This is a genomic window from Natrialba sp. SSL1 (assembly GCF_001861355.1).
Lineage (GTDB): Archaea > Halobacteriota > Halobacteria > Halobacteriales > Natrialbaceae > Natrialba.
The window spans coordinates 59,946-72,829 of sequence record NZ_MASN01000037.1; the positions used below are offsets into that span (position 1 = coordinate 59,946).

Here is a 12,884-nt window from a genome sequence, read left to right on the forward strand (position 1 = left end):
CGGGGCTTGAAGGTTGATGAACGTGCCCGTGTTGCCACCGGCTCTCACTAGTACGTCCTGCGGTCGTCCGGTGACTCTCCGCCATCGGAGATGATCAACCACCCTCCATCGGAGGCGACCCCGCATTCCACCATCCACGTATCCCACCATCAAGCGATCAAATCGCGTCGTCCGGATCGTGACGCGCCGCTACTCGAGTTGCCTCGGTCGCGTACTGGTCCCGCGTCTCGCGGTCGTCGACCGTGCCGAGGTCGTTGCGCGAAACGGTCAGGCTCGCTTTCGTCTCGCGTTCCGGGCCTGTAAAGCTCGTGAGCGCGCGTTCGCGACGGTGGTAGTAGCGACCGTCCGGTGTCGCGTACACGAGGATTATTAGGTTCAGTTCGTCGTCGCCGTACGTTCGTTCGACGAGCCAGACGCGGGTTTCGGCTTCATCGTCATCACCATCGTCGCCACCACTATCACTACCATCACCAGCCGTCCGATCAGCTAGCTCGTCGGATGAACTCGAGTCACGGGCATCGTGAGCGTCGAGATCGTCGGTAGTCATTGGCACAGGTGGGTGCTGAGAGACGCGCTGACTCGCTGATGGACACAGCGCTTAGCGACCGGTATCGTACTTGTACGTCGCCGATTCGGTGTCGATGCCGAAATCCTCGGGACTGTCCTCGTCGGCCACCTCCGCGTCGCGCTCGGATGCCTGTTTGAACGCCTCCCTGAGACGATCCGGCATCCGGAACCGATCGATCTCGAGTGCATGAGCGACGGCGTCGGGGTCGGTTTGCTCTCGCTTCGCCTCGAGCCGGCGCTGAAGCGCTGGGGGAAGTTTCGATTCCTCGATTCGGCGGAAGCCAAACTGTGCGAGGTACTCACCTTCGCTCGTCAGCGAGTAGACGGTGTCGAAGCCCTCGTCGCTGGCGTACTCGATGAGTCGTTCGATGACGTGTGCGCCGACACCCTGGCCGCGCCAGTTATCGAGGACGCCGATGCTCGTGAGTTCACAGACGTCGGTTCGTCGGTCGTCCGCGTCGTCAGCGCTGTCGTCGCCACCAGTCGCTCCCTCATCACTGCTTCCGCCATCCCTATGGATACGGATCCGACCGAATCCACCCTTCTCGCCCGACTGCTCATCGACCGCGATGACGTAGTCACGGGACCGGAACGCCGTCTCGTCGAGCCCCATCGACTCGATGTGGTCGAGCAACCAGACCTCTTCCCGGTTTTTCGCGTCCCGTACGTACATGATTCGATATTCGGCCTGAACGGCCAAAAGGGTTTGCGGGGCAGTAGCGCCGGCGTCACGAAGATCGTCCGATGTTCGCCTTCCCGAATACCTATACCATAGCCATGCGACACGTCTCCAATGGCCACGACAGACGACCTCGACACCGAGACAGCGGACGTACTCGAGTCCCTCGCATCGCTCCCGACGATCGCGCATCCGACCATCTCGCCCGACGGCTCGGAGATCGCGTTCTACTACGACGAGACGGGGCGCAACGAACTCCACGTGCTCGACGCAGAGACGGGGGCACTCAAGCAGTGGTCCGACGGCGACGTGCCGCGAAACGCGCGCTGGTTCCTCCGCTGGGGAGCGGACGGAGAACGCGTGTTCTTCCACCAGGACGAGGGCGGCGACGAGCAGAACGATATCTACGCACTCTCGCGAGCGGGAGAAGTCGAATCCGTCGTCGAAATCGACGGCCAGGCGGTTCTGAACGACGTGAGCGACGACGGGGAGTCGCTGCTGTTCACCTCGAACCGCGACGGCCAGATGAACGCGTATCGGTACGACTGCGCGACCGAGGAGGTGACCAAACTCACCGACTACGAGCGCGCCGTCGGCGCGCTGTCGTTCTCGCCGGACGGGGACCGGATCGCCTACGCGACGAACGAGACGGACGACTTCGACAACGTCGACGTCTACGTCGCGAACGCCGACGGCTCCGAGCCGCGAAATCTGTCGCTCGGCGACGTGGGTGCGGAGTCGGCACCGATGGACTGGGGACCCGACGGAGAGCGGTTACTGGTCACGGACAATACGACGGACCTCAGCCGCGCAGGTGTCGTCGATCTCGCTGCGCTGGACGAGGTTGCGCTCGAGGCCGATGACGACACCGAAAGCGACGCTGGCGACACCGACGCCCGGACAGCAGCCGACGACGCCGTCACCTGGTACAGCGACAGCGATTTCGAGGAGTCCCCCACTGGATTCCTCCCCGATGGCGATCGCTTCTTTGCACTGCGCGACCGCGCGGCCCAGTCCATCCCTGTCGTCTACGATATCGAAACCGGCGAGAGCCGCGAACTCGACGTTCCCGAGGGAATGACCTCCGTCGGCCGAATGGGACCGAGCGATGTCGCCATCGACGAGAATCGCCTCCTGCTTCAGCACACGAGTCCGACGAGCCGGCCGGAACTGCTCGTCTACGACCTCGCAACCGACGAGTACGAGACGCTCCTCGAGGCCGAGTACGGTCCCTTCTCGCCTGAGGACTTCGCCGACGCGGAGTACCTCACAGTACAGTCCGACGGTGTTCCGGAGACGCCCGCCGAAGCAGTCGAGCACGAACCAGCCGACGAACTCGAGATCGGTGCGCTGCTGTACGACTCCGGCGAGCGGCCGTCGCCGCTGCTCGTCAAAGTCCACGGCGGCCCGCGCGCCCGGGACACCAAGGGATTCAACCTCTACACGCAGATGCTGGTTATGCAGGGCTTTTCCGTCCTCGAGGTCAACTACCGCGGCTCGACCGGCCGCGGCCGGGAGTTCGTCGAAGAACTTCTCGAGGACTGGGGCGGTGCCGAGCAGGGTGACGTGGCGACGGCCGCCGAGCACGTCCTCGAAACGCGCGACTGGCTCGACGAGGACCGCGTCGTCGTCTTCGGCGGTTCCTACGGCGGCTACTCGGCCTACTGGCAGACGGTGCAGTACCCTGACCTGTACGACGCTGGCATCGCCTGGATCGGCCTCACGGACCTCGAAGAGCAGTACGAGACGACGATGCCCCACTACCGGATCGAACTCATGGAGAAGTACCTCGGCACGCCCGAGGAGAACCCGGCCCTCTACGAGGAGCGCTCGCCGATCACGCACGCCGAGAACCTCGCCGCGCCGCTGCTCATGGTCCACGGCGTCAACGACACCCGCGTCCCCGTCTCGCAGGCCCGGCGCTATCGCGAGGCACTCGAGTCCCTCGGCTACGAGTTCGGCCCCGGCGGCGACGTCGAGTACGAGGAACTCGGGGAGGAGGGCCACGCGTCGACCGACCAGCGCCAGCAGCTACGGACGTTCGAGTTGCTCGCGGACTTCCTTCAGCGTCGGGCTGGTAACGAGCCTGCGGACGCTGCCGAGCACGCGGCAGAGGACTGAGGCGCTAGCCGCTCGCCAGGGCCGCCTCGAGGCGCGATTCGATCTCGTCGAGTTCGTTTCGCAGTGCCTCTCCTTCCTCGCCCTCCAGCGCGTCGATCCGCTCGACGAGTCCCTGCAGCCGCGAGTACTTCTCGTCTTCGTCGACGCTCGTCTTCTGGACGTAGACGCTCTCGCCCGTCTCGTACACCTCAGATTCCGAGAGGTCCGTCACCGAGATGACGAGATCCAGTTTCTCCGGGTCGACGCCGAGGACCCACTCGCGGGGCACGTCGTGCTCGTCGAGCGCCTCGAAAATCGCCTCCTCGTCCATCGGTCGCCGCCGTTCGCGAACCGTCCGCCGAACGGTGCCGTACCGGCCGTGTAGCTCCTGGTCCGGGCCGAGACGGTCGAGTAGCGCGTTCCGCGCCGACTGACGAAGCCGGTCCGCGCCGTGCTGGACGTCCGAGGCGAGGACGTAGAGGTCTGTGAGGGCATCCGTCTCGAGTACCCCTGGTTCGTTCGCGTTCTCGAGTCCGTCGAGCAATGCGGCGAGCAACAGTCCGTCGTCGTGGACGCGTTCGGGCTGGGTGCGCGCCTCGGCTGCGGAGACGAGGTAGGGACTCTCACCGGCCACGGCCTCGTCATCGCGACGGATGGTGTCGTCCGTGACTGTGTACGTTCCCGAGAGCGTCAGTAGCACTGCGTAGGGCTCGACGCCCGGCTGCAGAGTTTCGATAGCGAGTCCGTTCTGATCGCCGTCCGCCAGTTGCGCTGTGAGTACGTCGAACTGCTCGCGCCAGAGGGTGTGCGTCTCCCCGCTGTCCCCGAACCGGACGACGATCCGATCGTCCGCGGACCGTACGATATCGAATCGCCGTTCGGAGACCGGCGTCTCGAGGACGGCCCCGGACTCGAGTTCGGTACACGCTGTACGGAGGTCGCTCCAGCGGTCGTCGTTCATGCCGGCCACTCCACCTGCGGCGGGCAAAAAGCGGCGGCAAGCAGGTGCGCGGATCGTCTCACTGTTTGCCACTGTTGCCTGCCGTTCCTCGCCGCTATTTTCTCCAAAATTATATTGTGAAATCAACAAATTCATACTCGCGGTGACAGACTACCGCGTATGGAACGGCGAGCCCTCCTCACGTCGCTCTGTTTCCCACTGTTCGCTTCTGTCTCCGGCTGTCTGGCACGAGAGCAGTCCCCACGCCTGTCTCGGTTGGCCGTCGCCAACTTCACTGCCGAACCGGTCCGCGTCGAAGTGCGCCTCACAGACGGCAGCGAAACCGCGTACGAAGACACCGCCAGTCTCGACGCAAACACCGACGACAGGATCGTTCCATCGACGGTGATTGAGGACGACCTTCCCGAGGATCACGGCGCGTCCGTACTCGAGTACGGCCTGGCTGGATCGCCACTCGAGACGCTGGAGCTGTCGGACCACGTCGAGTCCGATTGCGGGAAAGTCAATCTCAACGTTCGGGAGGAGACGGTCGAGGCGTTCGTCTCTTCGGGGTGTTGATCGCTCGGCACTCGAGGTGACTGTGTGATGAGTGACGGCGTTGTGCAACCGTCGTTCGGGACACAGGAGAGCCGACGTTACGAGTCACTCGGATACGCGATCGTCGAGAGCAGCGCGTTCTCGGCCTGTCGTGAATCCAGCCGGGTGTGCTGGCAGACGACCGGCACGTCGGATTCGATCACGCTGGCGAACGGCGTTCCCGTCGGGATTTCCTCTGGCTCTTCGAACTCATTGAACCGCAGGTGCTTGGTCCGTTCGGCGGGAATAGTCTTCTCGAACGGTCCCACTGGTCCGCGGTCAGTGAAGTAGACCGTGATTTCGATGCTGGCGTCCTCATCACTCGTATTCAAAATGCAGACGGATTCGTGACTCAGCATCTCGGGTTCGGGACCGTTGCTCCCTTCAGGGATGTACCCCTCGGGAATCGTCCAGGTCGTCTTCCCTGTGGCCATCGTGTCTTCTTCTGTGCCACGAATCGGCCTGAAACGAGGGCCTGTATGGGCAGGTGTGTCCTCTCAATGGGGCCAAACGAGAGAGTGGACTCGAATTGGACTCGGTCTGTACTCGAGTACCCAGACGAACTGACTCGGTGGCCTACAGCTAAGGCCCCGGCCGAACAACTGTGGGCTATGCTTCACGCGAAAGGGCCCCTGCTGACCGTCGACGTCGGTGAGCGAACGGCCACCGAGGCCGAAATCGACGACCTGCTCGCCGAAACAGTCGGCGGGCGGGCGACCGCGACCGCACTGGCACACGAGCGAATTCCGTTCGACGCGGAGCCGTTCGGACCCGAGAACCGCGCCTACCTCTCGACGGGGCCGCTCCAGCAGTCCCAGATGTCCTTTACGGGCCGGATGAACATGACCGGCCTCTCGCCGCTGACGGAGGGGCTCGTCTCGACGAACGCCGGCGGCTATCTCTCGCGCAACTTCGTCGAAGCCGGTATCAGCGTTTTCGAGGTCATCGGTGAGAGCGACGAGCTGCTCGCAATCCACGTCACCGATAGCGGTGTCGAGTTCGAAGAAGTACCCGAACTCGAGGGCGCGACGGTTCCGGAGACCTCTGACTACATGGCCGCCCACCACGACCTCGGTCCCGAACACTGCATCGCCATCGGCCCGGCGGGCGAGAACCTCGTCCGCTTCGCGTCGGTGATGACGTTCGACTCGCGGGCGTTCGGCCGCGGCGGTCTCGGCGCGGTTCTCGGCTCGAAGAACGTCAAGTGCGTCACCTTCGAGGGTGACGCCGACGCAGCACCCGAGGTCGACGTCGAGATTCCGAACCCACCGGAGATGGACATCCACCGCGAGGCGGCCACCTCGGACGACCGGATGCGCCGCCAGGGGACCACCGGCGGGACGGAGTTCATCAACGACAACTTCTCGCTGCCGACGCGGTACTTCGAGGGGTACGAGTTCGAGGACGCGGACCAGATCGGCGGTAATGCCGTCGAGGAGAAGAAGTACAAGAAGGGAGCCTGTTCGGCCTGCGCCTACGCCTGCAAACTGCCGACGCGGGACGAAGAGCGCGGCGTCGAGACGGAGGGCCCGGAGTTCGAGACCGTCTACGCCTTCGGCTCGATGCACGGCGTCGGCGACATCGTCGACGTGATGCAGGCGAACGAACTCTGTGACAACTACGGGATGGACACCATCTCCGCGGGCGTCACCGTCGCGGCCTACCTCGCGAGCGAAGACGAGTTCGGGAACGCGGAACTCGCCCAGGAGATCACCGAGAAGATCGCCCGCCGCGAGGGCGTCGGCGATACGCTCGCGGAGGGGGTCGCCCGCTGTCACGACGACCTCGGCGTCGAGAACCTCACCGTGAAGGGCATGGAGTTCGCCGCCCACGACGGCCGCGTCCTCCACGGACAGGGCCTGTCCTACGCCGTCGCGAACCGCGGCGCGGACCACATGTACGCCGGCATGTTGAGTCTCGAGTACGCCGGGGAACTTGACCCGGAGGGAACCCTCGGCAAGGCCGACGTGCTGGTCGACCAGGAGAATCACAACGCCTTCCGCGACACGGGCATCGTTTGCGCCTTCGGCGGCGATTACGTCACCGAGGAGCGTCTGGAGACGCTGTTCGACGCCGACTACGAAGACATCCTCGAGGTCGGCAAGCGGACGATCGAACGCGAGCGCCACTTCAACAACCAGCGCGGCCTCGACCGCGCAGACGACGTGCTCCCCTACGAGATTCCGGATCTCGAGGACGCGGTCGCGGAGTACTACGATGCTCGCGGCTGGAACGACGACGGGACGGTGCCGGAGACGACGGACGCAGTCGCCTCAAGCGAGACGGCGGTTCCCTCGGACGACTGAGCTGGCTGGATACGCGCTTCTCGGTTTCTTCGATTAGGCCAATACGAGTAGCGAGATCGCAATCACAAGTGCGACTGCCGGGAAAATCGCGAGAATCGCGAACAGGACGCCCATCCCGCCGTAGGTGAGCGCAATGCCGGCGATCGAGGCCCCCGCAGCACCGATTCCGAAGACGCCGAGGTAGGTGTAGCCGAACGAGAGACCGTGCACATCCGCCGCGACGTACTTGCCGATCAGCGCCTGGTGAATCGGCGCTTCCATGTAGACGAAAAAGCCGAGCGCAGCACAAACCGCAAGCGTCGCCGCCAGACCGGCGGAGGCCCCGATCGGGAACAGTATCGAGACGACGACCAGCGCGGCGAGCGCGACGATGATCGCCCGCTCGGGCGAGCGGATATCGCTCAGTTTGCCGCCCGTGTACTGGCCGACCGCACCGATTAACAGTAAGCCGGCGTAGGCGTACTGGCTCGGATTGACCGTCTCGCCGGCGATCTCGACCGGTTCGAACACCGCCAGTCCGGCGAGCACGTCCGGTAGGAAGGTGAAGACGCCCCGGTAGTAAGTCCCCGCGAGCATCGCGATGGCGAACACGAGGACGAAGCTTCCGGTAAACAGCAGTCTGGACTGTGCTGCGAACGCGGCGACGTGCTCTCGCAGCGACTGTTTTGGCGGTGCCGACGGTGTGTCGACAGCGGGTTGGTGGTCTGGATTCATACCGGACCCAGTGCCCGAGCCGTCGGCCGCTGGTTGCGTGACAGTTCCTGTGCCGGCAGCTGTCTCAGCCATCGCCGCCCTCTCGTCGAACTCGAGTCGGGTCGCTGCGGCGACGCCCACGAGCGCGGGCACGACGAACAGCGCGGCGACGACACGCCAGTCGAGGACAGTCAGCATGATGGCCGCGACGAGCGGGCCGAGCGCGGTGCCGACGTTGCCGGCGACGCCGTGGTAGGCCAACACGGTTCCCTGCATGTCTGCACCGCGGGTGATCAGCGAGAGGCCAGCCGGGTGGTACAGGCTGGCTGCGGCCCCCCAGATGACGAGTGCTGCGGCGAGCAGCCAGACGTTCGCGGCGAGGCTAATGAGTGCGAAGCCGCCGCCCATGCCGAGCATCGAGACGACAACGAGACGCGTCGAGCCGTACCGATCTGCGAGGATACCACTGGGGAGCGCGCCGACACCGATGAGGGCGTAGCCGACTGCGACGACCGTTCCGAGAACCGCAGGCGACACGTCGAACGCGTCGAGCCAGAGCACGACGAACAGCGGAATCGTCAGCTCGTAGATGTGGAACGTCGCGTGGCCGAGCATCGTGAACTCGGCGATGTCGCGGTCGTTCCCCTCCATCGTGTCGTTCAGCCCCCGTAGACTGACGGAACGAGGCGGATCACGGCGTCCTCGCGGAGTTCAGTTACCAGTCCGTCGATATGAGTCACGTTTTTCTTATCCATCGTGACAACCGTATCGCCGGCCAGCGTCGCCGCGTCCTCGTCGACCAGATCCCCCGACAGCGCGGGGTACTCGTCCTCGAACGCCCGGAGCAGGTCGCCGACCGTCTCGGCGTCGGTCTCGTACTGAATCGTCTTCTCGCCGACGGCGTCCCGAAATGGGCCAAAGAACACGCACTCGAGTTGCACGATGTGCGAGTGTTTCTCGTGCGGTCTCTTGTAGGCGACGGTCGCGGTGATTGTGGTTGTGATCGACGGTATCGAAAAACGAACGAGACGGCGACGAGGGCGGCCGCTACGACGACGGCGACAACCGATCCCACAGCGCCTTCAACTCAGAGGCAGACTGCATCGTGTTGAGTTCCCGGTACGCCGACTTCTCCTCGTCGTAATTCGACTCCAGGGGCGCGATGACGTCGTCGGGGTACTCGAGTCGCTCGCCCATCGTCGAGAGTCCCTCGTAGGCAGTCATCTCGATGCGTTCGGTCATCAGCCCGGCGTTCAGGTAGACCATGTTCAGCAGGTCGTCGTCTTCGATCCTGTCTTCGAGGCTGTGCCGTTCCTGCTCGAGTGCGTCGAGAACCGGGTCGTCTGCCGGCTCCGCCGGTCGATCGAGCCCCGCGAAGACGTCCTCGATCCGCTCGACCTGCGTCCGGGTTTCGTTGCGGTGAGTCGCGAAGCTGTCGCTCAGTCGATCGTTCGTCGCGTTGATCGCCATCTCATCGAGTGTGCCGACGAGTTCCTGTTCGACGTAGTACTGCTGGGCGAGTTTGTGGATGAACAGGGTCTCGAGGTCGGTGATCTTTGTCGCCATACGCATGCACGCGTCAGGCAGGTCGATAGTCGTCTCGCACGAACGTGCAGGCAGCAGTTCCCGGCGGTTGTTGCGATAATTCGAATCCAATTCAGAACTGTATCGCGACCCTCACTCCGAGCGGAGATCCGGCACGTCCGCGGGCGTATCGAAGTCGTGGAAGTGTTCACCTTTCTCCTTGCTTAGAATGTTGAGCGCGGCCGATGCGCCGTCCCCAGCCGCGATGACGGCCTGCCACTCCTCCGCGCGGACCATCGCACCGGTTGCGTAGAGGTTCTCGACGCTCGTCTCCATATCGATATCGACATCGATGGCCCCCTCGTCGTCGAACGCGATATCCAGTTCCGCGTCCTCGGCGAGCGACCGATCCGCACCCGTCGCGAGGACGACGTACGTCGCCTCGTAGGACTCGTCCTCCGTCTCGACACGGAAGCCGTCGTCCGCCGACTCGACCGCCGTGACCGGCTCGCCGAGGTGGATGTCTGCACCGCGATCCTCGACCTGTCCGCGGGCGATTTTCATGTACTCGTCGCCGCCGAGGCTGCGGACGCCGAGATAGTTGAACAGGTGGGCCTTGTGCATCCACGTCTTGTCAGTGTCGAAGACAGCGGTCTCGAGACCGTTCTTCGCCGTAAACAGTGCTGCACTCAGGCCGGCGGGGCCGCCGCCGACAATGATCACATCAGTCATACGCTACTCCGACCACGGAGCAGCCGATAAACGATTTTGTCGTCAGCAGAGACGGTGTTCGGCGAGTGACTGTGCGTAACGCCGACACTCGGCTCGCAGGCGTACTACTCGAGTCCCCGTCGACGTGTCCACCACGGCCGGCACTCGAGTTCGACCGCTGTCGAGTTCATTACATCGAGAGCGGTGCCCACCTCTCCTACGGAATGGCGACGGGGACGGCGTGAACCCGCCTCAGCTGGTTCGATCCGAGAGCGACAGTTCCGTTGGATCGATCTGGGTTGCCGACTCCCCTGCCGTTGCGTCCGAGATCGTGTACAGGGTGGCGTGTTCGTCCATCTCGATCTGTTCTCGTACATCGCCTTCGTTCCCGTCTTCACCTCTGTTTCCGTCTTCACCTCTGTTTCCGTCTTCACCTCTGTCTCCGTCTTCGCCTTCGTCTCCGTCGGTGTCGGTGTCGGCGGCCCCCTCCAGCACTGTCACTGCTCCCACGAGCAGCGGCGCGAACACACCTGCTACCGTAACTTCGACATCCGAGAGCGACTCTCGAACCACAACGCGGTCACCCGCCTCAATCTCGTACTCGTCGATCAGATTCCGGGCGGACTCGAGTGCCCGTGCGTGCGAGACGGTGTGGCTCCCGTCGGTGAGCAGGCCGGTCTCGGGTGAAAGCGACTGCGGCGGGAACGAGGGGTTCTCACTCCAGAGGCCGGCGTCGAAGTGCTTGATCCCCGGCGTCTCCGGCTTCTCACCGTAGCCGAGCATGCTGGTTCCACGGGGAAGCTCGTAGCGATCGGACTCGAGTTCGTCGACGGGTGCGACGATCGCCTGCAGGTTGGTCTCGTCGGCAAGATCCGCTGGCGGGTTTGGGCGGGTTGTGGCCCCGAGGAGTGTCGCGCCGAAGCAGGCGAGCAGGGCTACCGGGCCGTTGCCGGCGACACCGACGGTGACACCCTCGCGGACGCCGGCGTGACGCAGGAAGTTGCCGGCCTTCCAGGCCGAGGTACAGAGCCAGTGGGCGTCGTAGTCCCGGCCCGTCGCGTCGACGAGGACGGTCCGTTCGTCGCGGCGCTCCCGGGTGAACAGTTCGTCGACGGTGGCGACGTGCGCGGTCATACTGGTTCCTGTGTGCCGCGGTGAAAAAAGCGCGCTGAAACGGACGGCTGGCGTGACAGGCGTAAAGTACCACGGGTCAGGTGACCCGTGGCGTTCCCAGAGGCGCGTCACGCCCAGAACCGGGCGGTAAAGCGTGTGAATCTTTAATTCCCTTCGCGCTCCCGTTCGGTCGCGTGGAACCAGTAACACCCAAACACGCCGTTCGTGTCCGTGAAGGTCAGCCACTTTACGATGGCTCGACACCACCAGTCTCACCACGTCTTACCATGTTTCAGTGCGTGGGTTTTGAGAGGTTGTTAACGGTGAGTTCCAATATAATTCAATTATCTCATCCGTAATAAAACCGCAGATTATGACGAGGGGCGTACGCGATTCACCCACGGGTCAGGTAACCCGTGGAACTCTCGCTGTACTCTTTAGAACGCCCGCTTGATCTTCTCGAAGAAGCCCTCGTTGATGTCGATCTCGTCGCCGCCGGCCTCGGCGAACGCCTCGAGCGCCTCGCGCTGTTCTTCGTTGAGCGAATCGGGGGTGACGACCTGGACCTTCACGAAGAGGTCTCCCTGCCCTCGGCCGCGCAGACGGGGCATCCCCTTGCCCCGGATACGGAAGGTTTCGCCGCTCTGAGTCGCTCGCGGGATGTCGAACTCGACGGCCCCGTCGAGCGTCGGCACTTCGACGGTGTCGCCGAAGGTCGCCTGCGGGAACGAGATCGGTAGCCGGTAGCGCAGGTCGTCGCCGTCGCGTTCGAACTCCTCGTGTTCGCGGATCGCGATGTCAATCAGCAGGTCACCGTGACGACCGCCGTCCGGGCTGGGTGCACCCTCGCCTTCCATCCGGAGGGTTTGGCCCTCCTGAATGCCCGCTGGCACCTCGACGGTGAGCGTCGCCTCGTTACGGACGTAGCCCTCGCCGCGACAGGAACTACAGGTTTCGGAGTAGAGCGTTCCCTCGCCCTCACACTGCGGGCACGTCGTCGTCTGCTGGACGCGACCGAGCGGCGTCTGCTGGACCTGGGTCACCTGGCCTCGGCCCTGACACTCCGAACAGGTCCGGGAGTCGGCGTCGGGCGGGTGACCCTCGCCGCCGCAGTCGTCACACTCCTCGGGACGCTCGACGGTGAACTGTTTCTCGACGCCCTCGAAGGCTTCGTCGAGATCGATCTCGAGTTCCGTGCGCAGGTCGCGGCCCTTCTGTGGTCGGCGACGACCACGGCCGCGGCCGCCGCCACCGCCGAAAACCTGCTCGAAGATATCGCCGAGGCCGCCACCACCCATGCCGCCACCCATTCCGCCGAATGGGTCGCCGCCCATGCCACCCATCCCACCGCCCATGCCGCCCTCGCTGGCGTCGTAGCCGTGCTTTTCGGCCTGCTCGTAGCGGTCGTGGCCCATGCGGTCGTAGGCCTCGCGCTTGTCCTCGTCGGTGAGCACCTGCTTTGCCTTCTGGATCCGCTTGAACTTCTCCTCGGCGTCCGGGTCATCGCTGACGTCCGGATGGTACTCCGTGGCCTTCTTCCGGTACGCCTGTTTGATCTCCTCGGCGGACGCATCGCGGCTCACGCCGAGTGCGTCGTAGAAGTCCTCGCTCATTCGTTGTCGAACCGATACTCGGTTGAGACACTTGAAACGAC

General features: G+C 64.1%; 14 protein-coding genes. 4 read left to right on the top strand and 10 right to left on the bottom strand.

The features are described 5' to 3' along the window. Positions 1-157 precede the first annotated feature (157 nt). Positions 158-547 carry a hypothetical protein gene (locus BBD46_RS14155; protein ID WP_071402351.1) on the bottom strand — a complete coding sequence of 130 codons (390 nt, stop codon included), beginning with the start codon at positions 545-547 and terminating at the stop codon, positions 158-160. Positions 548-598: 51 nt separating this feature from the next. Next, positions 599-1,240, bottom strand: coding sequence for a GNAT family N-acetyltransferase (locus BBD46_RS14160; protein WP_071402352.1), 642 nt, complete (start codon positions 1,238-1,240; stop codon positions 599-601). 120 nt (positions 1,241-1,360) lie between these two features. Here BBD46_RS14160 and BBD46_RS14165 point away from each other — a divergent pair, with 120 nt between their 5' ends. Next, positions 1,361-3,367: a S9 family peptidase gene (locus BBD46_RS14165; RefSeq protein ID WP_071402353.1), complete on the top strand. Its 2,007-nt coding sequence runs from the start codon at positions 1,361-1,363 to the stop codon at positions 3,365-3,367. A 4-nt stretch (positions 3,368-3,371) separates the two neighbouring features. On the opposite strand, the gene BBD46_RS14170 is transcribed toward BBD46_RS14165, so the two are convergent. Continuing rightward, a complete protein-coding gene (locus BBD46_RS14170; RefSeq protein ID WP_071402354.1) occupies positions 3,372-4,307 on the bottom strand; it encodes a hypothetical protein in 936 nt (311 codons plus the stop codon). A gap of 159 nt (positions 4,308-4,466) precedes the next feature. On the opposite strand from BBD46_RS14170, the gene BBD46_RS14175 reads away from it, so the two are divergent. After that, positions 4,467-4,865: a hypothetical protein gene (locus tag BBD46_RS14175; protein WP_071402355.1), complete on the top strand. Its 399-nt coding sequence runs from the start codon at positions 4,467-4,469 to the stop codon at positions 4,863-4,865. A 77-nt stretch (positions 4,866-4,942) separates the two neighbouring features. On the opposite strand, the gene BBD46_RS14180 is transcribed toward BBD46_RS14175, so the two are convergent. After that, a complete protein-coding gene (locus BBD46_RS14180) occupies positions 4,943-5,317 on the bottom strand; it encodes a sensory rhodopsin transducer (protein WP_071402356.1) in 375 nt (124 codons plus the stop codon). A gap of 177 nt (positions 5,318-5,494) precedes the next feature. Between BBD46_RS14180 and BBD46_RS14185 the strand changes: the two genes are divergently transcribed. Further along, on the top strand, positions 5,495-7,189 hold the full coding sequence (locus BBD46_RS14185; RefSeq protein WP_071402357.1) for an aldehyde ferredoxin oxidoreductase C-terminal domain-containing protein: 1,695 nt from the start codon (positions 5,495-5,497) through the stop codon (positions 7,187-7,189). Between the two features lie 33 nt (positions 7,190-7,222). Here BBD46_RS14185 and BBD46_RS14190 read toward each other — a convergent pair whose 3' ends face one another. The 4 genes from BBD46_RS14190 to BBD46_RS14205 form a co-directional block, all read right to left on the bottom strand. Further along, the gene (locus BBD46_RS14190; RefSeq protein ID WP_071402358.1) at positions 7,223-8,533 is read right to left on the bottom strand and encodes an MFS transporter; all 1,311 of its coding nucleotides are present in this window, start codon (positions 8,531-8,533) and stop codon (positions 7,223-7,225) included. Positions 8,534-8,541: 8 nt separating this feature from the next. Continuing rightward, positions 8,542-8,823, bottom strand: a complete 282-nt coding sequence (locus BBD46_RS14195) for a MoaD/ThiS family protein (protein WP_071402359.1) — start codon at positions 8,821-8,823, stop codon at positions 8,542-8,544. 106 nt (positions 8,824-8,929) lie between these two features. Continuing rightward, a complete protein-coding gene (locus BBD46_RS14200) occupies positions 8,930-9,448 on the bottom strand; it encodes a ferritin-like domain-containing protein (RefSeq protein ID WP_071402360.1) in 519 nt (172 codons plus the stop codon). 111 nt (positions 9,449-9,559) lie between these two features. Then, positions 9,560-10,138, bottom strand: a complete 579-nt coding sequence (locus BBD46_RS14205; RefSeq protein ID WP_071402361.1) for an FAD-dependent oxidoreductase — start codon at positions 10,136-10,138, stop codon at positions 9,560-9,562. A gap of 65 nt (positions 10,139-10,203) precedes the next feature. Between BBD46_RS14205 and BBD46_RS22695 the strand changes: the two genes are divergently transcribed. Further along, positions 10,204-10,362 (top strand): hypothetical protein, encoded by a 159-nt coding sequence (locus BBD46_RS22695; protein WP_171908209.1) that lies wholly within the window; start codon positions 10,204-10,206, stop codon positions 10,360-10,362. Positions 10,363-10,369: 7 nt separating this feature from the next. Here BBD46_RS22695 and BBD46_RS14210 read toward each other — a convergent pair whose 3' ends face one another. Then, positions 10,370-11,251, bottom strand: a complete 882-nt coding sequence (locus BBD46_RS14210; protein ID WP_071402362.1) for a hypothetical protein — start codon at positions 11,249-11,251, stop codon at positions 10,370-10,372. 416 nt (positions 11,252-11,667) lie between these two features. Then, complete coding sequence (gene dnaJ, locus BBD46_RS14215; protein ID WP_071402363.1) at positions 11,668-12,843, bottom strand: molecular chaperone DnaJ; 1,176 nt, start codon at positions 12,841-12,843, stop codon at positions 11,668-11,670. Positions 12,844-12,884 lie beyond the last annotated feature (41 nt).